This is a genomic window from Microvirga puerhi, from assembly GCF_020089865.1.
Taxonomy (GTDB): domain Bacteria; phylum Pseudomonadota; class Alphaproteobacteria; order Rhizobiales; family Beijerinckiaceae; genus Microvirga; species Microvirga puerhi.
This window is the reverse complement of the sequence record NZ_JAIRBM010000001.1, coordinates 240,160-264,739: the sequence shown is the minus strand read 5'-3', so window position 1 is coordinate 264,739 and position 24,580 is coordinate 240,160. Positions and strand designations below refer to the sequence as shown.

At 60.1% G+C, this 24,580-nt stretch carries 20 protein-coding genes; 12 read left to right on the top strand and 8 right to left on the bottom strand.

The annotated features are described in order from the left end of the window. The first annotated feature begins 100 nt into the window (after positions 1-100). Positions 101-2,749 carry an Rne/Rng family ribonuclease gene (locus K9B37_RS01225; RefSeq protein ID WP_224310972.1) on the top strand — a complete coding sequence of 883 codons (2,649 nt, stop codon included), beginning with the start codon at positions 101-103 and terminating at the stop codon, positions 2,747-2,749. 83 nt (positions 2,750-2,832) lie between these two features. Here K9B37_RS01225 and K9B37_RS01220 read toward each other — a convergent pair whose 3' ends face one another. Next, positions 2,833-4,023, bottom strand: a complete 1,191-nt coding sequence (locus K9B37_RS01220; protein ID WP_224310971.1) for a pyridoxal phosphate-dependent aminotransferase — start codon at positions 4,021-4,023, stop codon at positions 2,833-2,835. A 207-nt stretch (positions 4,024-4,230) separates the two neighbouring features. Here K9B37_RS01220 and K9B37_RS01215 point away from each other — a divergent pair, with 207 nt between their 5' ends. The 5 genes from K9B37_RS01215 to aat all read left to right on the top strand — a co-directional run bounded on the left by K9B37_RS01215 (position 4,231) and on the right by aat (position 8,445). Beyond that, on the top strand, positions 4,231-5,007 hold the full coding sequence (locus K9B37_RS01215; protein WP_224310970.1) for a DsbA family protein: 777 nt from the start codon (positions 4,231-4,233) through the stop codon (positions 5,005-5,007). A 175-nt stretch (positions 5,008-5,182) separates the two neighbouring features. Further along, positions 5,183-5,650 (top strand): type II 3-dehydroquinate dehydratase, encoded by a 468-nt coding sequence (gene aroQ, locus K9B37_RS01210; protein WP_224310969.1) that lies wholly within the window; start codon positions 5,183-5,185, stop codon positions 5,648-5,650. Between the two features lie 27 nt (positions 5,651-5,677). After that, positions 5,678-6,157 carry an acetyl-CoA carboxylase biotin carboxyl carrier protein gene (accB, locus tag K9B37_RS01205; protein ID WP_224310968.1) on the top strand — a complete coding sequence of 160 codons (480 nt, stop codon included), beginning with the start codon at positions 5,678-5,680 and terminating at the stop codon, positions 6,155-6,157. Positions 6,158-6,162: 5 nt separating this feature from the next. After that, entirely contained in the window at positions 6,163-7,527 is a 1,365-nt protein-coding gene (gene accC / locus K9B37_RS01200; RefSeq protein WP_224310967.1) for an acetyl-CoA carboxylase biotin carboxylase subunit, read from the top strand. A gap of 234 nt (positions 7,528-7,761) precedes the next feature. Then, entirely contained in the window at positions 7,762-8,445 is a 684-nt protein-coding gene (aat, locus tag K9B37_RS01195) for a leucyl/phenylalanyl-tRNA--protein transferase (RefSeq protein WP_224310966.1), read from the top strand. A gap of 10 nt (positions 8,446-8,455) precedes the next feature. On the opposite strand, the gene K9B37_RS01190 is transcribed toward aat, so the two are convergent. After that, positions 8,456-9,073 (bottom strand): DUF2155 domain-containing protein, encoded by a 618-nt coding sequence (locus K9B37_RS01190; RefSeq protein ID WP_439651654.1) that lies wholly within the window; start codon positions 9,071-9,073, stop codon positions 8,456-8,458. A 159-nt stretch (positions 9,074-9,232) separates the two neighbouring features. Here K9B37_RS01190 and K9B37_RS01185 point away from each other — a divergent pair, with 159 nt between their 5' ends. Then, entirely contained in the window at positions 9,233-9,856 is a 624-nt protein-coding gene (locus tag K9B37_RS01185; RefSeq protein WP_224310965.1) for a hypothetical protein, read from the top strand. An 8-nt stretch (positions 9,857-9,864) separates the two neighbouring features. Here the strand turns inward: K9B37_RS01185 and K9B37_RS01180 are convergent, their stop codons facing one another. From K9B37_RS01180 to K9B37_RS24830, 4 genes are all read right to left on the bottom strand, one after another. After that, on the bottom strand, positions 9,865-10,098 hold the full coding sequence (locus K9B37_RS01180) for a hypothetical protein (RefSeq protein WP_224310964.1): 234 nt from the start codon (positions 10,096-10,098) through the stop codon (positions 9,865-9,867). 24 nt (positions 10,099-10,122) lie between these two features. Continuing rightward, a complete protein-coding gene (locus K9B37_RS01175) occupies positions 10,123-10,536 on the bottom strand; it encodes an NADH:ubiquinone oxidoreductase subunit NDUFA12 (protein ID WP_224310963.1) in 414 nt (137 codons plus the stop codon). Between the two features lie 358 nt (positions 10,537-10,894). After that, positions 10,895-13,528: a calcium-binding protein gene (locus tag K9B37_RS24750; RefSeq protein ID WP_305072117.1), complete on the bottom strand. Its 2,634-nt coding sequence runs from the start codon at positions 13,526-13,528 to the stop codon at positions 10,895-10,897. A gap of 308 nt (positions 13,529-13,836) precedes the next feature. Then, positions 13,837-15,537, bottom strand: coding sequence for a M10 family metallopeptidase C-terminal domain-containing protein (locus K9B37_RS24830; protein WP_224310962.1), 1,701 nt, complete (start codon positions 15,535-15,537; stop codon positions 13,837-13,839). 728 nt (positions 15,538-16,265) lie between these two features. On the opposite strand from K9B37_RS24830, the gene K9B37_RS01150 reads away from it, so the two are divergent. The 5 genes from K9B37_RS01150 (at position 16,266) to K9B37_RS01130 (ending at position 23,208) form a co-directional block, all read left to right on the top strand. After that, positions 16,266-19,964, top strand: a complete 3,699-nt coding sequence (locus tag K9B37_RS01150; protein WP_224310961.1) for a vitamin B12-dependent ribonucleotide reductase — start codon at positions 16,266-16,268, stop codon at positions 19,962-19,964. A gap of 134 nt (positions 19,965-20,098) precedes the next feature. Next, the gene (locus K9B37_RS01145) at positions 20,099-21,097 is read left to right on the top strand and encodes a BstA C-terminal domain-containing protein (protein ID WP_224310960.1); all 999 of its coding nucleotides are present in this window, start codon (positions 20,099-20,101) and stop codon (positions 21,095-21,097) included. Between the two features lie 11 nt (positions 21,098-21,108). Then, positions 21,109-22,164 (top strand): GTP pyrophosphokinase, encoded by a 1,056-nt coding sequence (locus tag K9B37_RS01140; RefSeq protein WP_224310959.1) that lies wholly within the window; start codon positions 21,109-21,111, stop codon positions 22,162-22,164. 114 nt (positions 22,165-22,278) lie between these two features. Then, positions 22,279-22,590: an NADPH-dependent FMN reductase gene (locus K9B37_RS01135; protein ID WP_224310958.1), complete on the top strand. Its 312-nt coding sequence runs from the start codon at positions 22,279-22,281 to the stop codon at positions 22,588-22,590. A gap of 138 nt (positions 22,591-22,728) precedes the next feature. Further along, positions 22,729-23,208 (top strand): hypothetical protein, encoded by a 480-nt coding sequence (locus K9B37_RS01130; RefSeq protein ID WP_224310957.1) that lies wholly within the window; start codon positions 22,729-22,731, stop codon positions 23,206-23,208. A gap of 330 nt (positions 23,209-23,538) precedes the next feature. Here K9B37_RS01130 and K9B37_RS01125 read toward each other — a convergent pair whose 3' ends face one another. Next, the gene (locus K9B37_RS01125) at positions 23,539-23,847 is read right to left on the bottom strand and encodes a hypothetical protein (RefSeq protein WP_224310956.1); all 309 of its coding nucleotides are present in this window, start codon (positions 23,845-23,847) and stop codon (positions 23,539-23,541) included. A gap of 10 nt (positions 23,848-23,857) precedes the next feature. Then, on the bottom strand, positions 23,858-24,232 hold the full coding sequence (locus K9B37_RS01120) for a helix-turn-helix domain-containing protein (RefSeq protein WP_224310955.1): 375 nt from the start codon (positions 24,230-24,232) through the stop codon (positions 23,858-23,860). Positions 24,233-24,580: the final 348 nt, after the last annotated feature.

Sequence of the window (24,580 nt, the reverse complement as noted above, 5' to 3'; positions counted from 1 at the left end):
GCAATTTCAGCCCGCCGTTCTTACAGGCGGCGCGGTCACCCGCCTTCAGCGCGGCTCATGCCTCAGGCTCTGCCCACGGTCGCCATGTCGAGAGTTCAACATGGCAAACAAGATGCTCATCGATGCCTCCCACCCGGAAGAAACCCGGGTCGTGGTGGTACGTGGTCAAAAGGTCGAGGAATTCGACTTCGAATCCGCTAACCGGAAGCAGCTGCGAGGCAATATCTACCTCGCGAAGGTCACGAGGGTAGAACCCTCCCTTCAGGCAGCCTTCGTCGAATACGGTGGAAACCGCCACGGTTTCCTCGCTTTCAGCGAAATCCATCCCGATTATTATCAGATCCCGGTTGCGGACCGGATCGCCCTCCTCGAAGCGGAAGCCGAAGCGCAACGCGAAGAGGAAATGGAAGAGGAGCGTCGCCGCAACCGTCGCCGCTCATCCGCAAAGCGTGCCCGGTCCGATGAGGCCGTTTCCTCTTCAGAGCCTGAGGCCAACGACGAAAGCACCGCTGAAGGTACGGAAGTATCCAGCGAGCCCGGAGAGGTCGAGACGGTCAACGCTCACACCCTTGAGGGCGAGGCCGTTGGGGAGCCACGAGCCGCCGAGGATGGCGAAGGCACCTCGGAAGATGCCGACGAGACAGAGGTCGCCGCATCCGACGAGGAGCACGGCGAGGTCGAGCACGATGCCGAGGAGCATCACGACGACGAGGACGACCACGAGGATACGGTCGAACAGCTCGGCGGCGGCGATGCCCTGGAGGACGTCCCCCAGCGTCCCCGCACACCGCGCAAGCAGTACAAGATCCAGGAAGTCATCAAGCGCCGGCAGATCCTGCTCGTTCAGGTCGTAAAGGAGGAGCGGGGCAACAAGGGCGCCGCTCTCACGACCTATCTGTCGCTCGCTGGCCGTTATTCGGTCCTCATGCCCAATACGGGACGTGGCGGCGGAATTTCCCGCAAGATCACGAACGCGGCCGACCGCAAGCGCCTCAAGGAAATCGCTCAGGATCTGGCGGTGCCGGAAGGAATGGGCATCATTCTGCGGACGGCTGGCGCCTCCCGGACGAAGCCCGAGATCAAGCGTGATTACGAATATCTCATGCGCCTCTGGGAGAGCGTGCGCGAGCTGACCTTGACCTCGTCCGCGCCAGCTCTCGTCTACGAAGAAGGCTCGCTCATCAAGCGCGCGATCCGCGACCTCTACAATAAGGATATCGACGATATCCTGGTGTCGGGCGATGACGGCTATCGCGAGGCGAAAGACTTCATGCGCATGCTCATGCCGAGCCATGCCAAGATCGTTAAGCCCTATCGAGAACCGCAGCCGCTCTTCGCCAAACATGGCGTCGAGGCCCAGCTCGATGCCATGTTCTCCAACCACGTTACGTTGAAGTCGGGTGGCTATCTCGTCATCAACCCGACGGAAGCTCTGGTCTCCATCGATGTGAACTCGGGCCGCTCGACCCGTGAACACAACATCGAGGATACGGCGCTACGCACCAATCTCGAGGCCGCGGAGGAAATCGCCCGGCAGCTTCGCCTTCGCGATCTCGCGGGCCTTGTGGTGATCGACTTCATCGACATGGAGGAGAAGCGCAACAACCGCGCTGTCGAAAAGAAGCTCAACGAGTGCCTGAAGAACGACCGAGCCCGTATTCAAGTCGGCCGCATCTCGCCCTTCGGCCTTCTCGAAATGTCGCGCCAGCGCATTCGCACCGGTGTGCTGGAATCCTCTTCGGTCCCATGCCCGCACTGCGCCGGCACCGGTTTCGTCCGCTCGACACCGTCCGTTGCCTTGCACGTCCTGCGCTCGATCGAGGAAACGCTGATCAAGAACGCTGGCTTCAACCTGATCGTCCGTACCCGGATGGAAGCCGCCTTTTACATTCTCAACCAGAAGCGCATTCACTTGCGTGAGCTGGAGAGCCGCTTCGGTGTCTCCGTCACCGTGGTGGCGGATGAAAGCTTGATGGGCACCACCACCTACGCCATTGAGCGCGGCGAACCGGCCCTGAGGATCGAGCAAAAATCTGCCGCCACCGGCATCCAGATCGACGCGATCATGCCCGTCGACGAAGTCGAGGAAGAGATCGAGGAGGAAATCTCCTCCGAGGAAGAAGGCGATGAGGCTCATGCGACCGAGGAGCGGTCCGAGGACGGCGACGCCAATGGTCGCCGTCGCCGGCGGCGCCGTCGTCGTCGCGGACGCGATCGGGATGGCGTTCGCGCCGAACAGCATGCCGATGGCGACATGGAAACTGAATCCGCCTCTGGAACTGAGGCCGAGGAAGACGAAGAGGGCGAAGGCGAGGGCGTATCCGAGGCCGGCGAGCCCGTCCATGAAGGGGCTGAAACAGTCGAGGAGCATGGAGAGGAGCGCGGTGGCCGGCGCCGGCGCCGGGGCCGTCGTGGCGGTCGTGGCCGCAGCCGCGAGGAAGCGGCGGTCGAGTTCGCAGTCGAGGAAGGCTTCGTCGGACCGAGCGTCGAGGCCGTGGAAGCGGCTCTCGCCGAAGCGATTGGAAGGCCGGATGATGGTCCAGTGAAAGCGGAGGAGCCATCAGCGGAAGCCGCACCTGAGACCCCTGCCCCGGCAACGGTGGCTGAAGAGGCTCCAGCAACTTCCGCCCCGGTCGCTGCCGAGCCCGAACCGGAGCCAGTTGCGGTTGTTCTGACGCCACCCGATCCGGATCGCCCGAAGCGCGCCGGCTGGTGGTCGAAGGCGAAATCGGTCCTGAGCGGCCACTGAGAAACGAAAAATCCCCGGCAAAACCGGGGATTTTTTATACGTAAGAGGCTCAGTTACCGAGCCCATCATTGAAGAAGCGATGATTAAGTGGAGCGAGCCATCCACGGCCTCAGGCGTTGAATGGCCTCGCGACAATCCGCTTCCGAGCCCGCGAATGACAGGCGCAGGTAATGTGCGCCTTCGATCGGATCGAAATCGAGGCCAGGCGTTGCGGCAACACCTGCTTCTTCCAGCATGCGCTTGGAAAAGCCGATAGAGTCATTCGTGAAACGTGCGATGTCGGCATAGATGTAGAATGCGCCGTCTACAGGGTGCATCTCGGTGATGCCAAGCCGCGGGAGCTCTTCCAGCAGCATGGCGCGGTTACGGGCGTAGTTCGCTTTCACCGCCTCCAGCTCGTCGATGGCATCGAAGGCGGCCAGAGCCGCAACCTGAGACAGATAGGGCGGCGAAATGTAGAGGTTCTGCGCCAACCTTTCGATCGGCCGGACAAGTCGCTGCGGCACGACAATCCAGCCGATACGCCAGCCGGTCATGCAGTAATACTTCGAGAACGAGTTGATCACGACTGCGTCGTCATCGCTGGCGAGTGCCGTCGTCGCTGGTTCGTTGTAGGTGAGCCCGTGATAGATCTCATCGGAAACGAACCAGAGCCCGAGCCGGCCGCAGGTCTCGCCGAGTTGCCGCAGAGCATCGCGCCCGATCATGGTGCCGGAGGGGTTGGCCGGGCTCATGGCCAAGATGCCGTGAAGCGGCTTTTCCGCGTGGGCCTTCTCGATCGCCTGCGCCGTCATGATCCAGCCATCCGCCTTGGTGAGCGGAAGGACCTCCGGTTGCAGGTCGAGTGCTTCGAGAATGTTACGGTAGGCGGGATAACCCGGCGCGGTGATGGCAACCCGTTGTCCAGGATCGAAGAGGCTCAGGAAAGCAAGCACGAAACCTGCCGAGGATCCGGTGGTGACGACGACCCGCTCAGGCGACAGGGTAACGCCATAGGTGTCGCGATAATGGCGCGCGATGCGCTCCCGTAGAGCCGCCATGCCGAGCGCTTCGGTGTAGCCGATCCGACCGTGTTCCAGAGCCGCCTTGGCAGCCTCGCGGGCGGGCCGCGGAGCAGGTGCGGAGGGCTGGCCGACCTCCATGTGGACGACACTGTCCCCTCGCCTCTCCTTTGCGGCAGCGGCACTGAGGACGTCCATGGCGAGGAATGACGCCACGCGCTCCATGCGACGGGCGATCAGCGGCTGAGGAAGTTCTGGCAGGGTTTTTGTCATGGCCGGGTCCTATCGCCTCCCATGTCCGGCCTCAAGACGCTTCGCGTCAACGAAGGCGTGAATTGACGCTCCGGTGGCAAAGCCGTAACTCTCGCCACAATAGAATGGCTCAATAGCCTCGATTTCCCGCCGAGGGACCTCAACAATCTACCGGCGCCCCTACCTTATGATATTCGGGCACCAGCCAAGCTCCGCAAAGGACGACATATGCGCTTTTCCCTTTTCAGGTCCTGCCAGGCTGCACTCGTCCTCGCAGCCATCGCCTTCGGCTCGCCGGCCCTGGCCCAGAAGGCCGAGTTTTCCGACCAGCAGCGCCAGGCGATCGGAGAGATCGTCCGGGACTACCTCCTCAAGAATCCAGAGGTTCTGCATGAGGTGATCGCAGAGTTGGAGAAACGGCAGGCGGAAAATCAGCGCGTGGCCCAGGCCAGTGCCCTTAAGGAAACCCGCCAACCCCTGCTCAATGCGCCCCACTCTCTCGTGGTCGGCAATCCTTCCGGCGACGTCACGCTGGTCGAATTCTTCGATTACAATTGCGGCTATTGCAAACAGGCCCTTGGCGACCTCCAGACCCTCGTCAAGAGCGATCCGAAGCTTCGGGTAGTGCTGAAGGACTTCCCGGTCCTTGGGCCGGACTCGGTTGAGGCCAGCCGCGTCGGCCTCGCCGTCAAGAACCAGCTGCAGGGTGACAAGCTGTTCGACTACCACATCAAGGTCTTGGGCACCCGCGGTCGCGTAAACGGAGAACGCGCCCTCGCCGTCGCAAAGGACATGGGTCTCGATATGGCACGACTGCAGAAAGACATGACAGGCAACGACGTCCGAGCCGCTCTCGAGGAGAATGCCGGCCTCGGTGACAAGCTCGGCCTGACCGGCACACCCGCCTTCATCATCGGAGATGTGGTCGTCCCCGGCGCTGTCGGCCTTGAGCCTTTGAAGCAAGTCGTCGCCAACGTCCGTCAATGCGGCAAGGCCAGCTGCTGACGTCAAGAGCCTCCTAACCTCCTCGGTCGCCGGAGCCATCGAAGCGGCTCCAGCGGCCAAACCGTAAAGCTAAGCTTTGGAAAGGATTGGTTTTCCCCTTTCCCCGGCTCCACCTTTTGGCTAAGAGGGCGTTTCGGCTCCATCTCCCGGAGCTTTCTGGAACGCTCCACGCGCGATGATCAACATCCACGTCCTCAACGGACCGAACCTCAACCTGCTCGGACGCCGGGAACCAGAGATATACGGCCGACTGACCTTGGCCGATATCGAACAGCTCGCCCGCGAGAAGGCGAAGAGCCTGGGCGCCTCTGTCACCTTCCGTCAGTCGAACCACGAAGGCCATCTCGTCGACTGGATTCAGGAGGCGGGAGCACAGGGTGCCGGGATCGTCATCAACGCCGGAGCCTATACCCACACCTCGATCGCCTTGAGGGATGCCATCTCCGGCAGTGGCGCTCCGACGATCGAGATCCATCTTTCCAACGTTCATGCCCGCGATAGCTTCCGGCATCGCTCGCTGATCGCTCCGGTTTGCCTGGGCGTGATCTGCGGTTTCGGCCCGATGAGCTACGTGCTCGGTCTGGAGGCCATCCACCGCGTCATGGTCGAGCGGACTCAGGAAGCCAAGTCATCAACCCATTGAAGTCCTCAAGAATAAGAGGTGAGCCCCATGTCCAAGGACAACCCTTTCGATCCAGATCTCGTGCGTGAGCTGGCCTCCCTGATCGCCGACACGGATCTGACCGAGATCGAAGTGGAGAAGGGCGACCTCCGCATCCGCGTGGCGCGGACAGTGAGCGCAGCCATCAGCGTGCCGGTCGCGGCTCCGGCCTTCGCAGCAGCCCCGGCCGCTGTCGTTGCCCCTCCCCCGGTCGTTTCGGAAACAGCCCCGAGCGCCAAGTCCCTGACGGGTCACCCAGGCGCTGTTCTGTCGCCGATGGTCGGCACGGCCTATCGACGCCCCTCGCCCGACGCCAAGCCCTTCGTCGAGATCGGCTCGAAGGTGCAGGCTGGCGACAAGGTCCTGCTCGTCGAGGCCATGAAGACGTTCAATGAAATCACTGCTCCGCGCGCCGGCACCGTAACGGCAATTCTCGTCGAGGACGGAACGCCGGTCGAGTACGGTGAACCGCTGCTCGTGATCGAGTAATGGCGATGTTCGATAAGATCCTCATCGCGAATCGCGGCGAGATCGCTCTGCGCATCTTGCGCGCGGCGAAGGAGCTCGGGATCGCCACCGTGGCCGTGCATTCGACGGCCGATGCCGATGCCATGCATGTACGCCTGGCCGACGAGAGCGTCTGTATCGGTCCGCCGGCAGCCCGTGACAGCTATCTGAACATTCCGGCTCTGATCGCCGCCTGCGAGATCACCGGCGCCGATGCCATCCATCCCGGCTACGGCTTTCTTTCCGAGAACGCACGCTTCGCGGAAGTGCTGGAGCATCACCGCATCGCGTTCATCGGCCCCAAGGCGGAGCATATCCGCACGATGGGGGATAAGATCGAAGCCAAGCGCACTGCCAAGCGTCTCGGCATTCCCTGTGTCCCCGGTTCCGAGGGCGGCATCAACGATGAGACCGAGGCCAAGCGGGTCGCCAAGGACATCGGGTATCCGGTCATCATCAAGGCCGCAGCCGGCGGCGGCGGTCGCGGCATGAAGGTCGCCCGCAACGAAGACGACCTTGTCCATGCACTCCAGACCGCCAAAACCGAGGCCAAGGCCGCCTTCGGCGATGACGCCGTCTACATCGAAAAGTACCTTGAGAAGCCGCGTCATATCGAGATCCAGGTTCTTGGTGACGGCAAGGGCAACGCCATCCATCTCGGCGAGCGCGACTGCTCGCTGCAGCGCCGCCACCAGAAGGTCTGGGAAGAAGGCCCCTCGCCGGCCCTCAACGTCGAGATGCGCGACCGGATCGGCGGCGTGGTCGCGAAGGCCATGCAGGAGCTGCAATATGCTGGCGCCGGCACTATCGAATTCCTCTACGAAGACGGCGAGTTCTACTTCATCGAAATGAACACTCGTATCCAGGTGGAGCATCCCGTCACCGAGATGATCACCGGCATCGATCTCGTAAACGAGCAGATCCGCGTCGCGGCTGGGGCGCCTTTGTCGGTGAGACAGGAAGACGTCAAGATCGAAGGCCATGCCATCGAATGCCGCGTGAACGCAGAACACCACGCAACCTTCCGCCCCTCGCCAGGGACGATCAGCTACTTCCATCCTCCCGGCGGCCTCGGCGTGCGGGTGGATTCGGCGGCCTATCAGGGCTACCGCATCCCGCCGCATTACGACTCCCTCGTCGGCAAGCTGATCGTGCACGGCCGGACGCGTAACGAGTGCCTCATGCGCCTGCGCCGCGCCCTGGACGAGTTCGTGGTCGACGGCATCGACACGACCCTGCCCCTGTTCCGGACCCTCGTCCGCAACCCGGACATCCAGAACGGCCAATATGACATCCATTGGTTGGAGAACTTTTTGAAGACTGGCGGGCTGGAAAGCGCGGAGACGGCATAAAGCTCCGCGGTGATCGAGTTACCGATCCTATGGACCGTGTCGTTCGTACCGACTCCCACGATGATCCAGCCGAGCGTAAGGCTCAGCTGGATTTTTCGTTTCTGCTCCTCCAGCCTCACAGCATGGTAATAGAGGCGTATCTTCCCCAGATCACGCCGGTTTTGCTCGTTCAGTCATGACAATCACAGGCAGCCGCCCTATCTTGAAAGAGATCCATCTCACCAGGTCTGATGAATGAGCAGGGCTTCGGATCGCGCTCTTGAGATCACCCCCGAGATCCTCCTCAGGGCCTATGCCGCAGGGATCTTTCCCATGGCGGAGGACGCGGACGATCCTTCCCTGTTCTGGGTCGAGCCGCGTGAGCGGGGGATCATCCCTCTCGATGGCTTCCACATCTCAAAGCGCCTGGCACGCACCATTCGGTCGGACCGGTTCGAGGTTCGGATCGACCAGGACTTCGATGCCGTCATCACCGGCTGCGCCGCGCCGGCCATGGACCGGGAAAAGACCTGGATCAGCCGCCGGATCCGCGATCTCTATGGTGAGCTCTTCGATGCCGGCTATTGCCATACGGTCGAGGTCTACGATGCCGGCCGCCTCGTTGGCGGGCTCTACGGCGTACGCCTCCGCAGCGCCTTCTTCGGCGAGAGCATGTTCCATATCGAGCGCGACGCATCGAAGGTCGCGCTTGCGCATCTGGTGGCACGCCTCAAGCGCGGTGGCTTTACCCTGCTCGACACCCAGTTCGTGACACCGCACCTCGCCCAGTTCGGCGCTGTCGAGGTACCAAGGCGCAGCTACAAGCAGATGCTTCGCACGGCCATGGAGCTGGATGCCGAATGGAATGCCTGGCCTACGGGCATTCCTGTCCGCGGAGCCGATGTCCTGGCAGCGCTGGGCGAACCGGACAAGCCCTGACGGGACGCCTCTAGCGGTCGTTCGAGCGATCGTTGCCGAGCATCGGCGGAGCTACCGGCGCACGACGAACAGGCTGCTGGCGTGGCAGAGGCGCGGCCTCCACGGGAGGTGGTGGGGGCGCAGCCTGAGCCGGGGCAAGCGGCGACGTCATGATGTCGCCCTGGCGTGAAGCCTCGGTCGGACGTCGTGGATCCGGCTCGAGGGGCGGCGGCTCCTCGGCCACGTCCTTCGGCTCAGGGATCACTTCCGTGCCGCCTTTGCAGTCGACAAGCCAGATGTCGTAGACCGGGTGCTCGACGCCATGAAGACCGGGACTTCCCGCAAACATCCAGCCTGAGAACACGCGATGCGGTTTACCGTCCGTCCCCGTCTCGCTGACTTCGACGAAGGACGTGGTGTTGGGGTTTTCCGTTGGCGGCTTCGTGAAGCAGACGTCGGCCTTCATCTGGAGCGATCCGAACTGAACCGTTTCTCCGATTCCGACCTCGAAGGACACGATCCGGCCCGTAATCTTGTCGAGCCCGGAGAAGACCCCTGTCGGGTTCTTGATTCTGTCCGCATGGGCAGCATTCATGCCGCCCATTACCATCGCAGGCAGCAGAGCTGCCCGCATCCAACCGAAATTCATCGTATGCGCCCACGCCCTTTGTCGGGCGGCCGCACGGCCACCCCTCGCGTCGTTGTCACGCGTTAACACGGCAACGGTGTTGGAAAAAGGGCAAGGCTAGGAAGATTGCCCCCAACCGCGCATAATTCAGTTCATCTCGTCCCACGACCCCAAATGAACATGAACATCTCCCTTACCGGCAGTGACGCCGCCCGCCGAAACCTGGGCTTTCTCAGTGTGACTGAAACCATCGCTCTGGCAGATGGCGGGATCATCATTCCTGCGCCGGAAACGGTCCTGATCTCTCCTGGGATCGTCCTGAAAGAAGGCATCGTTCTCTGGCCGGGCGTGGTCTTGCAGCGTCTGGGGCGAGGAGATCTTCTGGTCGGGGCAGGCACGTCCCTTTTCCCAGGGACAAGGATTGTCGCCTACGGCGGCCTCATCACCATCGGACCGAACGTGGAAGTCGGTGAAGAAGGCGGCTTCACGATGAAGGCCGGAAATGGCGAAGCCATAGAAATCGGAGCTGGCGCCCGCCTGCTTGGAGGCGGATCTCTCACATCATCGAACCAGATAGGAGGGGGTAGCCAGATTCTCGGCCCGATCCGCTGCCAGAACTGCCGTCTTGGCGATGGGGGCACCTATCGTGATCCAGACCCAGATTCACGGGGCGGCGTTCTAAAGGGAACAGGCGTTGCCCGCGATCTAGAAGTGCCGCAAGGGCACGTGATCCAGGCCTTCGGCCTGTTCAAGGATGCGCCCTTGCGACGCCAGTCCTTTTTCCACCCGCCCGTCAAAGGCTGAGAGAGGCCTCAATCGAAGATCGAGCGCTTTCGGAAGGGATTCGGTGCCGGTTCGGTCATGGGCTTGCCCTGCGCCTCGCGCCGAACGAAGTGGGCTGTTGAACAGGCGTGGGAGCACAGGATTCCCTGATCGGACCAGTAGGCTGGCCCCTTCTGCACCTGTCCGGCATGATAGGCAAAATCGGGATGCCCGAACGGCAGGCCACATTCGACACAGGCTTTGGGGCTCTTGCTGTTCAGCATGTTCGTGCGGAAGCACTCCGCTCCCTACTCTCCAGGTGTCCAGGGAACATAGTCACCTGTGGCGGATGGACGCTTGCCGGTCGACAGCATCGAGCCGCGCGGACGATAGGCCATCGCGGTACCGGTCATGTTCGGAACAAACGGCTTTTCCCATTCGCGCGGCGTATAGGTTTCTTCGCTCGGAGCGATATCGCCATTATGGCACAGCCAAGCGCGCCAGCCGGGAGGCACGCGAGACGCATCAGCATCACCGTTATAGACGACCCACCGGCGTTCCGCGCCCACATTCGAGTCGATCGGCTGCGGCTGGGTATAGCGGTAGTACTTGTTGCCGAATTCATCCTCTCCCACGAACTGGCCAAAGCGCCACGTGTGGAACCGGGTCCCGAGGGTCGTCCCGTTCCACCAGGTAAAGAATTGAATCCAAAACTGTTTCATCGCTGTAGCCAGGGGTCGGTGAATTTGCGCGGAATATGGCGTCGGAGTTTAGAGAAGTCCAGGAAAACCTTAATGGGTCCGGAGGCTTGAAAGGGGGGATACATCCTCGCAATGCCCTCTCCCATTGTTTCGGCTTGTCTGGACGTACCTAAGGCGCTGAGGCCAATCTCGCAGGATTAAATGGACCGAAAACGCCGCATTCGGCGATCTTTTGTCTCTGTGCCGCGCTCTCGGGCCAGAGCGATGCGGCCGCCCAACGAACGGGAGTCCCTGACTGACGATAAAGGCGCAGCATGAGCTGCGCCTTCATTTTGCATGCTGTTGGGCTTCAAGACTTCATGCGGTGACAGCGGATGACTTACAGGCCGATGCCGGCGCCAGCGGCAAGCACCTGGAAGGCGTCGGCGCTCAGCGCAGTACCGGCCGTCACAGTGGCAAACTTGATCGCCGCCGTCGCTCCCGAGCCGTCCGCATCATAGTAAAGCTCGCCCGTCGTCTTGTTGTACAGGATACGCTGATCGACGCTCGTGGCTACACTCCCGAGCTTGAACGCCGCCGCAGTCAGAGTTCCGGTCGCCAGCCCCTTGAAGATCGAGCCCGACAGCTGGATCCTGTCTACTCCCACCTCGAAGTCCTGGATCAGGTCCACATTGCTCGCAGCGCTCAGTGCTGCGCTGAACACGAACACGTCCGCCCCGAGACCACCGGTCAGCATATCGCTGCCCGCTCCGCCAGAGAGCGTGTCGGCTCCGTAGCCGGACCCACCCATGAGCGTGTCCGCTCCGTTGCCACCCGACAGAAGGTCGTTGCCACCCGCACCGTCGAGCACATTGGCACCGTTGTCGCCGCTGAGCTGGTCGGCATAGGACGAGCCCGTCAGATTCTCGATCCCTGTATAGCTGTCGCCGGCCGCGTCACCGGTGTTCATGTAAGGCGACGCCAAACTCGCCACTACAGCGCTCTTGGCGCTTGAATACAGCACCGTATCGATCCCGGCGCCACCATCGAACGCATCCACTCCCGCGCCACCGTCGAGCCGGTCGTCGCCAGCGCCACCCTGCAAGGTGTCGGCCCCGCCATTACCAGCCAGATAATCCTTGCCGTCACCGCCCGCCAAGAAGTTGTTCGCCTCGTCACCGGTGAGTTGGTCGGCACCGATCGAGCCGATCACCCCCTCAATGCTCACGAACGTGTCGCCCCAGGCCGTACCGGTTGCCAGATTGACGATCACCCCACTGATCGAGGAGCCTTCTTCTGCAAAGGAGGCGATGTCGAAGCCGTCGCCACCATCGACCGTATCGGCCCCTGTACCGCCGATCAGAAGATCGTCGCCTGCCCCGCCGATGAGCTGATCGTTGCCGTCACCGCCCGACAAGGTGTCGGCTCCGAGATCGCCGATCAGGGTATTGGCATAGATGTCGCCGGTGAGCTGATCCGCGAAGTGCGAACCGTGCAGGCCCTCGATGCCGTCATAGGTGTCGCCGGTTGCATCGCCGCCGGTGCCGCCGCTCGCCAGGCTCGCGACGATCCCGGCTGCCGCGCTCTCGTAGGAGATCAGATCACTGCCTGCCCCGCCGTGGAAAGCGTCCGTGCCGGCCCCGCCCTGGAACAGATCGTTGCCATCGCCACCATCCAGGCTGTTCACGCCAAGCCCACCCGAAAGCGTATCGTCGCCTGCGCCACCAGCGAGCACATCATTGCCGTCGCCGCCCGCAAGCTGATCGTTGCCGGCGCCACCTTGGAGCAGATCGTCGCCCGCCCCGCCCAGAAGCTGATCGTCGCCGTCGTCCCCATTCAGCACATCGTTGCCGTCATCGCCACCCACGACATCATTGCCGGCGCCCCCTGAGAGCGTGTCGGCGCCCGATCCGCCCCAGACGTAATCGTCGCCGGCATCGCCCTGAACGAAATCGTCGCCGTCATCGCCGCGGACCACATCGTTGCCGTCGCCGCCTTCGACATGATCGTTGCCTTCGTCGCCGACGACCCAATCGTTGCCAGCCCCGCCTTGCAGGCTGTCATTGCCAGCCCAGCCTTCGATGCTGTCGTTGCCACCATTCCCGATCAGGATGTTGTGGCCGGCATCGCCGATCAGATGATCCGCATAGGCCGAACCGCTCAAGCCTTCGATGCTGTCGAAGCTATCGCCATCGTCGCTGCCGCTGAACGCGAGCTCCGCCGACACGCCAGAGGCTGCATTCTCATACGATGCAATGTCGAACCCGGCGCCACCGATCAGAACGTCCGCACCAGAACCGCCCTTCAGAACATCGTCCCCAGAACCGCCATTGAGGATGCCGCTTCCCGTCAGGACGTCATTGCCCGATGTTCCGAGCACCAGCCACGGTACGACGATGGTCAGAGAGCCGGCCTCAGTCTCGATCTTGATCCTGATGATGTCATGATTAGGCGTGATGACCGGCGGTACAGGATCCAGAGGTGCAGGAAGGCCGTCATTCGATAACCGAGGGGCGCCTTCCGGTGTCAGGTACCAAGGTAAAGGCTCCGGCAAGACCTGCTCAAATTGTCCAGGAATGGGATTGTTATTTCCGTCGAACAATGGCCTCCAGAGAGTGCCATCGTATCTAAGGAAGTACCTAGTGCCGTCCGGATAAATGAGGTAGCTCTCCCCGTTGGGGAAGATGAGGAGTTCGGTCCCATCTTCGGCGATAATACCCTCAGGGATGAAATCGACGACGCTTCCATCAGGGCTTGGATCCCACTGCCCCTCGGGGAGCTCTGGAACCATCATTGCGTCGAGCATGCTGTAAATGCTCGCCCACAGGTTTGTGGTCGTAACGGTAAAAAGTTGGTGGAACTCCTCATCGGTCAATTCCTCATCGTCACCGCTGCCGGCAGAGCCGCCGCCTCCCGAGCCAATGCTGCTCGAATCGACCCCCACAAATCCGATTGAGAGAACGTCCGACGGCAAGGCCCCTCCCAGGACCATGGCCTCCAGCATTTCCAATTCCCATTCGAGATTGACCGCCATTTCTATCTCCTATTCTGCTTGACGAATGGAGATCGCCCCCCCCTTTGCGGTAACTTTGTAGCTCCGCGAGCGCCCCACGGCGATTCTGTTACATTATTCCTAAATGCACGCAAGAGATGACCTAATGAGATCCGCCCTCTCATTGGTTGCAGCGGACGAGCGGAAACGGACAGGTCCAATCTTTACCGGGAAAAGCCCAAGCTCCCGAGCTTCATGCTGGCTGAGCCCACGTGTTCGCCCAACCGCATCGAGCCGAGGCCCTGGAGGACCTCGGCTCCTGTGATTACAGCCGGCAATTCGTTTATGGCCTACACGAACTGGAAGTCGGAAGCCGTGAGGGTGGAGAGCTGGACGTGCTTAAGGAGGATGTCCAAGCCGGTCCGGCTGATCAGCACATCGTCGCCTTGCTGCACCGCCGCTGCCCTCAAGGCTGCAAAGCCGGCAAACAGGTTCGTCGAGAGCTGGATGTGATCTTCCCCGTGCTTGAAGTCGTTGAGGACAGCATGTTGCGTCGTCGCCCAGATCGCAAACAGATCCGACCCCGAGCCGCCTTCCAGGATATCGGTGCCCCAATCGGCGATCAGCGTGTCGTTACCCTCTCGGCCGAACAGCAGGTCGTTGCCGCCAAGGCCGAGCAACAGGTCACCACCGGCACCGCCATCGAGGATGTTGTCGTTGGCATCGCCTTCGAGCCAATCGCCGCCGGCGCCGCCGCTGACGTTCTCGAAGCCGGAGATGACGTCGCCTTGCGCGATATCACCCGAGACGCTGTTCGCCCACAGCTTCACCGTCACACCACCCTGCGCATCCAAATAACTCAGAGTGTTGCGGCCAGCACCACCGTTAAGACTGTCCGCACCCGCGCCGCCATAGACGATGTCGTCGCCGGCTCCACCATAGATCGCATCGTTGCCGCTCCCGCCGATTAGCGAGTCGTTGCCGTCACCGCCGTTGAGGCTGTCGTTGCCATCGCCGCCAAAAAGCGTGTCGTTGCCATAAGAACCGTCCAGCCGATTGTCGGCCACGTTGCCTGATATCTTGTCGTTGCCAATGGCGCCGATGGCATTCTCGATCAGAGAACGCGGATCACCGTTATACTGCAGAGCGTTGAAAACGTTGCCACGTGCTAGATGACCGTCACCAAGTGGCGCGAGCTGGCTCGTGGAAACGACGGACCACGCTCCAGGATTAAGATCAATCGTCATGTCCTGATCAAAGCTGCTGAAATCGTAGGTGTCGATGCCACCGCCGTCCCAGATCGTCTCGAAGATATGATAGTCGTAGCCGACCTCCACACCGTTGACAAAAGTCTGCCTTTCCGGCGTCCACTTGTAGACGGTGTCCGTGTTGTTCGTATTGAAATTGGCCCCGTAGAGATATTGAAGTGCCGCGATGTCGTACATCATGAAGGTTTGTGGTCCGACCGCATCGCCGAAACCTTCCTTCATATCGCCAATATAGGTGTGATAGGTCATGACCGAGAATTCGATCGAGTCGCGATCGGCACTCAGGACGAAGGGGTTATGCGTGTCGCCCTGCTCGTGACCGTGCTTTAATCCGAGCGCATGCCCCAGCTCATGCAGAGTAGAGTGATATCCGAAACTTCCGAGTTGTGCGCTAATGATATCACCGCTTAGCCAAACGTCTCCGGCACGCACATCGGACCAGGTCGGATCCGGATAATAGGCCATCGGCCTTTCCAGCAACGACGACTGCCCGATCGCAATGTCGGAGAGGCTATTTCCCGTCGAATAGAATGTGAGATTTGCGACAGCACTGGCTGAGGTTAGTGTCATGTAGTCGCCGGAGGACTGAAGGGACGTGGGCCCCTGAAGGATATTGCGGACCGCTTGCTGAACCTCCCCTCCCACGGGCTGAAAGCCGTCCATGAAGGAATCGGTGTACCGATAATCGTTCGTGGAATCGGCGAAGAAGTAGCCGAGAACAGAGGAGGACCAGTAATGGCCCGACAGGAGGGCATAGGTGTTGTTCTGCACTGGAATAGACACGGCGTTTCCTCGACGACTCACTTGATAAAATGTTATTTTATTTCATAAATTCATTCGCAACTAGTCTTGCTGGGAAATTAATCTGCGGGGTCATCCCTACCCTGCGATTCGTGGAGCTCGGTTGCCGATTCGCATCGGGCGACTTTCGCGCCCTTCGATTCGGCTTTCGGGACCTTGAGAGTTCTTTCCTTGGTTTACCGGCGTTTGAGCTGCGTCGCGTCCTCCCGAGCCTCAAAATTCCTGCTCGCCCCAGGGTACAGCAAATGGTGCAACATCACACCGATCGGATGGCTTCGTAGACGACTAATTGAGGAGGCTAAGTTTGCCTGTTCAGATGGAAGCCCCGGGATTCTGAAAGGATTCTCCGAGGGTTAGTGACTTTTCCACATTTTTAACATTTGCCCACTATATGTAGTTGGAACAACGGCCGTCGCTACAAGTTCTTGACGCAGGGCTATCAAGATGACTAGCTTGCCGGAGTGCCGATCTGAGACCGGCAGCCCCCCTGAAAAGAGGGGTTGGAATCTCCCAAGAGTCAGCGTCAGAGCCGCGTGGCGAATCGTTTGCCGCGTGGCCTGTGGTGTCCGAAGGAGGCGTGGCTCGGGCGTGCTGCGTGGCGGTTCGACAAAGCGGACCGTGGGGGCGTCAAAAAATTTTCGTGGGGCAATTGCTGCGGACAAGTTACGCAGCCCGGAGGCTTTTTGTCTCCGAACCGAAGGATCAGACCGATGCGGATCGAGCGGCGTTATACGACAACTGGGCAGTCACCTTATTCCTCCCTCGCCTTCCGGCTCGCCACGAGCGAGATCCGCAATCCGGACGGCTCGGTCGTGTTCAAGCTCGACAATATCGAAGTGCCGGAGACCTGGAGCCAGGTGGCGTCCGACGTCCTGGCGCAGAAGTATTTCCGCAAGGCCGGCGTGCCCGCGCGCCTGAAGCGCGTCGAGGAGAACGACGTTCCGTCCTGGCTGTGGCGCTCCGTGCCCGACGAGGCGGCTCTGGCCGGGCTGCCCGAGGAGAGCCGCTATGGCTCCGAGATTTCCTCCAAGCAGGTCTTCGACCGCCTCGCCGGCTGCTGGACCTATTGGGGCTGGAAGGGCGGCTATTTCTCGTCCGAGGAAGATGCCCAGGCCTTCTTCGACGAGCTGCGCTACATGCTCGCCAACCAGATGGTGGCGCCGAACTCGCCGCAATGGTTCAACACCGGCCTGCACTGGGCCTACGGCATCGACGGGCCGAGCCAGGGCCATTTCTATGTGGATTACAAGACCGGCAAGCTGACGAAGTCCAAGACGGCCTATGAGCATCCGCAACCGCATGCCTGCTTCATCCAGGGCGTCGAGGACGATCTGGTCAACGAGGGCGGCATCATGGATCTGTGGGTCCGCGAGGCGCGCCTGTTCAAATACGGCTCGGGCACCGGCTCCAACTTCTCGAAGCTGCGCGGCGAGGGCGAGAAGCTCTCCGGCGGCGGCCGCTCCTCCGGCCTGATGTCGTTCCTGAAGATCGGCGACCGCGCCGCCGGCGCCATCAAGTCGGGCGGCACCACCCGCCGCGCCGCCAAGATGGTGGTGGTCGATGTCGATCACCCGGATATCGAGGCCTATATCGACTGGAAGGTGAAGGAGGAGCAGAAGGTCGCCGCTCTCGTCACCGGCTCCAAGCTCGCCGCCAAGCACCTCAAGGCGATCATGAAGGCCTGCGTGAACTGCGAGGCCGAGGGCGATTCCTGCTTCGATCCGGAGAAGAACCCGGCTCTGAAGAAGGAAATCAAGATGGCCCGCCGGGTGCAGATCCCGGACAACTACATCAAGCGCGTCATCCAGTTCGCGCGCCAGGGCTACACGGAGATCGACTTCCCCGTCTACGACACGGACTGGGATTCGGAAGCCTATCTCACGGTCTCGGGCCAGAACTCCAACAACTCCGTCTCGATCACCGACGACTTCCTGCGCACCGTCGAGAAGGACGGCGAGTGGAAGCTCACCGCCCGCAAGGACGGCAAGGTGCTGAAGACCCTCAAAGCCCGCGACCTGTGGGAGCAGATCGGCTACGCCGCCTGGGCCTCCGCCGATCCGGGGCTGCACTTCAACACCACCATGAACGACTGGCACACCTGCCCGGCAGGCGGCCGCATCCGCGCGTCCAATCCGTGCTCGGAATACATGTTCCTGGACGACACGGCCTGCAATCTCGCCTCCGCGAATCTACTGCAGTTCTATAACCGCGACACGAAGACCGTCGATGCGGACGCCTTCGAGCATGCCTGCCGCCTCTGGACGGTGGTGCTCGAAATCTCGGTGATGATGGCGCAGTTCCCGTCGCGGGAGATCGCGGAACTTTCTTATGAGTACCGCACGCTCGGCCTCGGCTACGCCAATATCGGCGGCCTGCTCATGACCATGGGCCTGCCCTACGATTCCGATGCCGGCCGCGCGCTCGGCGGTGCTCTCACCGCGATCATGACCGGCGTGTCCTATGCGACCTCCGCCGAGATCGCGGGCGAGCTTGGGCCGTTCCCGCAATACAACAAGAACGCGAAGCACATGCTGCGCGTCATCCGCAACCATCGCCGCGCGGCGCATGGGCTGGCCGAAGGCTATGAAGGCCTGAGCGTCAATCCCGTGCCGCTCGATGCCGCCTCCTGCCCGGATCAAAGCCTGATCGCCCACGCCAAGCGCGCCTGGGATCAGGCCCTCGAACTCGGCGAGAAGAACGGCTACCGCAACGCGCAGGCCACCGTCATCGCGCCGACCGGCACGATCGGCCTCGTGATGGATTGCGACACCACCGGCATCGAGCCCGACTTCGCCCTCGTGAAGTTCAAGAAGCTCGCCGGCGGCGGCTACTTCAAGATCATCAATCGGGCCGTGCCGGATGCGCTGCGCGCTCTCGGCTATCGCGAGTCGGAAATCGCCGAGATCGAGGCCTATGCGGTCGGCCACGGCTCCATGAAGCAGGCGCCCGCCATCAACCCGGGCTCGCTCGCCGCCAAGGGCTTCACGGATGAGAAGATCGACGCGGTCGAGAAGGGCCTGAAATCGGCTTTCGACATCAAGTTCGTGTTCAACCGCTGGACGCTCGGCGAGGATTTCCTCACCGGCACGCTGAAAGTGCCGGCGGAAAAGCTCAACGATCCGTCCTTCGACCTCCTGTCCTTCCTCGGCTTCTCGAAGGCCGATGTCGAGGCGGCGAACATCCACATCTGCGGCGCGATGACCCTCGAGGGCGCGCCGCACCTGAAGGTCGAGCATTATCCGGTCTTCGATTGCGCCAATCCCTGCGGCAAGATCGGCAAGCGCTATCTCTCGGTCGACAGCCACATCCGCATGATGGCGGCGGCGCAGCCCTTCATCTCGGGCGCGATCTCCAAGACCATCAACATGCCGAACGATGCGACGGTCGAGGACTGCAAGAACGCCTACATGCTCTCGTGGAAGCTGGCGCTGAAGGCCAACGCCCTCTACCGCGACGGCTCCAAGCTCTCGCAGCCCCTCAACGCCGCGCTCATCGCCGACGAGGACGAGGATGCGGAGGACGCTGCCGAGGCCCTCACCGCCCTCCCCGCCGCGGCAAAAGCCGCGAACCTCTCGGAGAAGATCGTCGAGAAGGTGGTCGAGCGCATCGTGAAGGTGCACGAGCGTGAGAAGATGCCCGACCGCCGCAAGGGCTACACCCAGAAGGCCGTCGTCGGCGGACACAAGGTGTACCTGCGCACCGGCGAATACGACGACGGACGCCTGGGCGAGATCTTCATCGACATGCACAAGGAAGGCGCGGCCTTCCGGGCGATGATGAACAACTTCGCCATCGCGATCTCGCTCGGCCTGCAATATGGCGTGCCGCTGGAGGAATACGTGGAGGCCTTCACCTTCACGCGCTTCGAGCCGGCCGGCTTCGTGCAGGGCAACGAGCGGATCAAGAGCTCGACCTCGATCCTCGACTACGTGTTCCGCGAACTCGCCATCTCCTATATCGGCCGCAACGACCTCGCCCATGTGGACCCGTCGGAGGCCGGCCCCACCACCATCGGCTCGGGCGAAGCCCAGTCGAAGGCGCCGGAACCCGCGCCCGCCACGCCCTACATCTCCAAGGGCTTTGTGCGCGGCAATTCGGACCGTCTGATGCTGATCCCCGGCGGTGCCAACGGCTCCATCGGCGGCGGCCAGCGCACCGGCACCACGGGCCTCACCATGGGTGCCACCGCGCTGAAGGAAGAGCCCGCGACGAAGGCCGAGGAAAAAGTAGGCGAAGCCGACCTCACCAAACTCGGCTTCACCGCCCCCTCCCTCGCCGATCGGCGTGCGGAAGCCAAGATGAAAGGCTATGTGGGTGAGGCCTGCCCCGAATGCGCGAATTTTACGCTCGTGCGGAACGGGACGTGTTTGAAGTGTGACACGTGTGGATCAACCACCGGATGTTCCTAAAATAAAGAGCCCCGGAAGCGCATCGTTTCCGGGGTTTTTCTTTATCCAAAGCCAAACCAAAAATTGCAGTTACCGACTTCGGCAAAACTTCCAATGTGCAAAGCCGTAAGTTACCTGGCCTCAGGAGTCGTCACATGAGCGACAGCAATACAAAAAACACGCAGATAGTGAGTCTGCAGACAAATAAGATTAATATCTTAGCACAAAGTGCCGCTTCGAAAGCCGCTGACCCTAAGCAAGGAAATCTCGATCTAGAGATTGAGAAAGATATCGGTGGTATCGGAATGGGGGTGCTCTCCGATGGCACACCATATCTAAATCAAAGAGGTCTAGCTGCATTATGCGGAGTGGAAAATGCGCATATCGGGACGATAAGCTCTCAATGGAATGAGCGAGAGCAGAAGCCTCGCATTACAGCAATTAAGAACATTCTTGCCAAATCCAACTTTTCTGCTGCCACTGCACATATTGAGATTAAGCACGCGGGCCGAGTTCATTATTGCTATCCCGCTGACGTATGTCTCGCCATTTTAGAATACTACGCATTTGACGCGGGGACGAACTGCCAACCACAGGCCAGAGACAATTACCGACTGCTTGCTGGATCCAAGCTGCGTGAAATGATTTACAGCCAGGTTGGATACGATCCAACAGGCCGCAACTCAAGTCGGTTCAAGAGCTGGCATGAGCGCATTGCTCTCAACTATCAATCTGCACCAAAAGGATTCTTTCACGTCTTTAACGAAGCTCACACAATTATCTATGAGCTAATTCAGGCAGGCGCCGAGATAGGCGATAAGTTCGTAGTAGATATTTCTATCGGGCAGCACTGGTCAAAATATTGGGTAGATAGCAGTCTCGAACTTATATACGGCGACAGGTGTAAATATCCCCATTGCTATCCTGATAACCATCCGCAGTCGAAATCTAACCCGCAAGAGTCCTGGTGTTACCCTCTAGCGTCGCTCGGGCATTACCGAGAATGGCTTCAAGACACATATATCGAAGGTGGAAAATTTAGTAGCTACTTGAAAAACAAGGTTTCGAAGGGCGAACTTCCAATTTCGGTTGCGCAGCTCGCGATCTCAGCTCTTGTACCGCCTCAAATCGAGGGGCCAGCGCCTAATAGCTAGGTAGGATGTCTATGAACCAAACATCGAATAGGCATTGGCTAATAGAGATCCTGCCTCGCCATACTAGGTTAACCGTCGCAGTCAAATCACTCCTGGAAAACATCTTAAGAGAGAGGCAGATTGAATATCTGGACATCAATGGAAGAGTAAAAACCCTTGATTCAGCCCTCGAAAAGATAAAAAGGAAGAAATACAGCAATCCAAAATCGCAAATGACCGATCTCTCTGGCATTAGAGTAATAACTTATCTTGAGAGTCAAGTTCTAGAAGTCACAAGCGCTATTAGAGAGCTATTTTCAGTTGATGAGGAAAACAGCCTAGACAGATCTACAGTCTTGGGCTCTGATCGAATTGGATATAGGTCTGCCCATTTTGTATGCTCTCTAGGAGAGGCTCGCTCACAGCTTCCTGAGTATGTCTCATTAGGAGATCTCAAGTTTGAAATTCAGGTCAGGACGGTACTGCAACATGCTTGGGCTGAACTGGCGCATGATCGCTCATTCAAATTCCAAACTGGGCTTCCAACCGGCATTCAACGGAAGCTAAATTTATACGCCGGAATGCTAGAAATCGTGGATAGTGCATTCGACTCGATAGCTCAAGAAATTGATGAATATACCGTTCAACTAAACAATAAATCCCTTAATCAACTCTCCGAAGTAGAAATCAATTCAATATCTATTTCAAAATTCATTAAAGAACTATTACAACATACATATATTAATATCGAATACAAAGATCTAGACGACGATATATTGAAGGAATTGGCTGATTTTGGGGTAAAAAACATAGGACAACTTGAAGCAATGGCTACAGATGATTTCATAAGATGGTACGAATCCAACAAAGCCAGCACCACTACCTTCAGTCTCTTGAGAGATATGATGATATACACAAATTTTGATTTATATTTTAGCAACGACGTGAATTGGGGTGCAATAGATTTACAGGATTATGAAATATTTGCGTCGTCTTTTGGTAAAGACAAGGTAAAAGCGGCGTTAAATGAAAATGAGATCGATGTATTAGACGGGAATAATAATATAATTGATATAAACGCTCTATAATATCTAATCCGGAGTTCCTAGCAACCAGAGATCAAGTCCAAGGGGGCCGAATAGTGATTCCAAACAATTGCCCCCGCTGGATCCTGCAATGAGTAGACGGCCCATCCCATCCATATGCACCTCCTCGCCCTTTCCGGCAGCCTGCGCGCGGGCTCGTTCAACACCATAGCCCTGCGCACCCTGCAAAAGCTCGCGCCAGAAAGCGTCACCATCAAGCTCTACGAAAACATCGGCGCCCTGCCCCATTTCAACTATGACGTCGAGATGAGCGCGTTGCCGGAGATTGTCGCGCAACTGCGGCAGCAGGTGGCGGATGCGGATGGGTTGGTGATTGCCTGTCCCGAATATGCGCATGGCATTCCAGGCTCCTTCAAGAATGCGCTCGATTGGCTCGTCGATAAAGGGCCGAAATGGACACGGGTATAAGTTCCGCCACGTTCGATTTTGTCGATTTTACTCACCGTGAAAGGTGCCATTCCCTTCTGCCGTCCACCCTAAGGATAACTCGACTTCGATCGGACGGCGGCTAAACGTTCCCTAGCGTAAAATCGCTGGGGGACTGCCATGAAACAACTTCTTATCCTGCTTCCGCTTGCGGGAGCCCTATCCGCCTGCGCCGGTGCACAGGCCACAAGGACATCTGCAAACACAATGATCATCGACGCGGGAGCGGCTCCCGCCTGCGGAGCTATGGGAGCCGCTAAAGTCGCACAGAAGAGTGCGGCCGTCGAAACGATCCGGGCTGGATACGACCGCTACATCATCACTGGCGGACAATCGCAGAACAACGTCTCCGTCTCGCAGATGCCTGGGCACTTCCAGACCTCTGGCACTGCCACGTACAATCGCAGCTTCGGCACCTATAACGCCACAACGACTTACGTACCGGGGCCGACTATCGTCAGCGGGAGCCATGATCGCTCGCTCGGCGTTGTGATGTTCCGCAATGGCGAGCCTGGCGCTGAGAACGCTCTTGATGCACGGCAGGCGCTTGGCCCCGAATGGCAGGATATCGTGAAGTCAGGCGTTCACACCTGCCTCTAATTTTGTCAAAGGGTGTGTTCAGTCGCCCCACCGTCATGCCCGGACTTGATCCGGGCATCCACGTCCTGCCTACCGGCGCTGAAGAAAGGCGTGGATGGCCGGGACGAGCCCGGCCATGACGGCGTGGGAGCCGGGGCGAGTGGAGTGCGAGCCCGGGATCCATAACCATCAACGGTGGAGAAGAGGGCAGGCGCATGTTGCGGTGCTCCTCGGTGCGATGCGGGTATGGATCCCCGCCTTCGCGGGGATGACGGTGGGGAGGTTGTGGGTGGCAGCGGAGAGGCTTTGGATGCCCGGATCAGGTCCGGCCTGACGGTGCAGAAGCCTGCTTTATCCGCGACGCATGTCTTCGTTCCGAAGGAAAGGCGTGGAGCCCCGGCTTAAGATCGGGGATGACGGTGGAGGGGTGAGGATGGGGAGGCCGTCTCCATCCGGGTATCGTGTCCTTGCCGGCGGCCATGGGCGCGCCCGCCCCTCCCCGCGCGCAGCGAGAACGATTTCGCGCAGGCCGCGCATGACGATCCAGGCGAGGCCGAGCACCGTCACCGGGATCGCGATGATCCAGAGCGCCTGGATGAGTTCCGGCGCGGTGTGAAATTTCGAGAGCCAATCGGCCGCGAGACTGTAGGGCTGGTCCATGGCCGTGTCCTCACTTCTTCACCGCCGCAAGCGTCTGCACGAGGGCCACCGCCTGTTTCTGCAAGCCGGGATCGCTGATGGCCTGATAGGCGCGTAGCAGCGATTGGCTCTGCGGGCTGTCGGGCATGGGGAATGTGGCACCCTGCCCCGATGGCTTCTCGTCGAAGAAGAACATCACCGGCACCTGCAGCACCCGGGCGATCTCCTGCAGGCGGCTGGCGCTGACCCGGTTGGTGCCGCGCTCGTATTTCTGGATCTGCTGGAAGGTGATCCCTAAGGCTTCCGCGAGGGCCTGCTGGCTCATGTCGCGGGCGAGACGTTGCAGGCGGATGCGCTCGCCGATGCGGCGGTCGGCGCCGTTCGGCGATTTGGCGGTTTCGGTCATCGGGCACTCCCCTCATCGTGTGAACGACCACCAGGAGCCCTGGTGGTCGGGGAGTTGAGAAGCCGCCTACAGACGACCGCATTGGCCTTTAGGCTTTCGCCTTGGACATGCGCCAATACCTCCCCGACCATAACGGTAGGGAAGGCATCATTAGCGGCGGATGCTTGCGCCGCTGTAGGAGGGGTTCTCACGCCCCGGAGCCGGGTAAGGCCCGTCTCCGCTTCGAGGCTTAGCATGGGGAAGGGTCGGCTCAAAGCCACGGTGTCTGTGTGTTGTCCAGCGCCCGCCCGGGCAGCATGGAGTCGCACCTCCCGAAGATCCTTCGGAGCAAAGCCCGCGCGGCGTATA

Bases quoted from the DNA above. Each gene is read 5' to 3' on its own strand.
- K9B37_RS01135 (WP_224310958.1), top strand. From the start codon at position 22,279: ATGCACCTCCTCGCCCTTTCCGGCAGCCTGCGCGCGGGCTCGTTCAAC.
- accC (WP_224310967.1), top strand. From the start codon at position 6,163: ATGTTCGATAAGATCCTCATCGCGAATCGCGGCGAGATCGCTCTGCGC.
- aat (WP_224310966.1), top strand. From the start codon at position 7,762: ATGAGCAGGGCTTCGGATCGCGCTCTTGAGATCACCCCCGAGATCCTC.
- K9B37_RS01175 (WP_224310963.1), bottom strand. From the start codon at position 10,536: ATGAAACAGTTTTGGATTCAATTCTTTACCTGGTGGAACGGGACGACC.
- K9B37_RS01190 (WP_439651654.1), bottom strand. From the start codon at position 9,073: ATGAATTTCGGTTGGATGCGGGCAGCTCTGCTGCCTGCGATGGTAATG.
- K9B37_RS01125 (WP_224310956.1), bottom strand. From the start codon at position 23,847: ATGGACCAGCCCTACAGTCTCGCGGCCGATTGGCTCTCGAAATTTCAC.
- aroQ (WP_224310969.1), top strand. From the start codon at position 5,183: ATGATCAACATCCACGTCCTCAACGGACCGAACCTCAACCTGCTCGGA.
- K9B37_RS01120 (WP_224310955.1), bottom strand. From the start codon at position 24,232: ATGACCGAAACCGCCAAATCGCCGAACGGCGCCGACCGCCGCATCGGC.
- K9B37_RS24750 (WP_305072117.1), bottom strand. From the start codon at position 13,528: ATGGCGGTCAATCTCGAATGGGAATTGGAAATGCTGGAGGCCATGGTC.
- K9B37_RS01215 (WP_224310970.1), top strand. From the start codon at position 4,231: ATGCGCTTTTCCCTTTTCAGGTCCTGCCAGGCTGCACTCGTCCTCGCA.
- accB (WP_224310968.1), top strand. From the start codon at position 5,678: ATGTCCAAGGACAACCCTTTCGATCCAGATCTCGTGCGTGAGCTGGCC.
- K9B37_RS01145 (WP_224310960.1), top strand. From the start codon at position 20,099: ATGAGCGACAGCAATACAAAAAACACGCAGATAGTGAGTCTGCAGACA.
- K9B37_RS01130 (WP_224310957.1), top strand. From the start codon at position 22,729: ATGAAACAACTTCTTATCCTGCTTCCGCTTGCGGGAGCCCTATCCGCC.
- K9B37_RS01150 (WP_224310961.1), top strand. From the start codon at position 16,266: ATGCGGATCGAGCGGCGTTATACGACAACTGGGCAGTCACCTTATTCC.
- K9B37_RS01185 (WP_224310965.1), top strand. From the start codon at position 9,233: ATGAACATCTCCCTTACCGGCAGTGACGCCGCCCGCCGAAACCTGGGC.
- K9B37_RS01225 (WP_224310972.1), top strand. From the start codon at position 101: ATGGCAAACAAGATGCTCATCGATGCCTCCCACCCGGAAGAAACCCGG.
- K9B37_RS01140 (WP_224310959.1), top strand. From the start codon at position 21,109: ATGAACCAAACATCGAATAGGCATTGGCTAATAGAGATCCTGCCTCGC.
- K9B37_RS01220 (WP_224310971.1), bottom strand. From the start codon at position 4,023: ATGACAAAAACCCTGCCAGAACTTCCTCAGCCGCTGATCGCCCGTCGC.
- K9B37_RS01180 (WP_224310964.1), bottom strand. From the start codon at position 10,098: ATGCTGAACAGCAAGAGCCCCAAAGCCTGTGTCGAATGTGGCCTGCCG.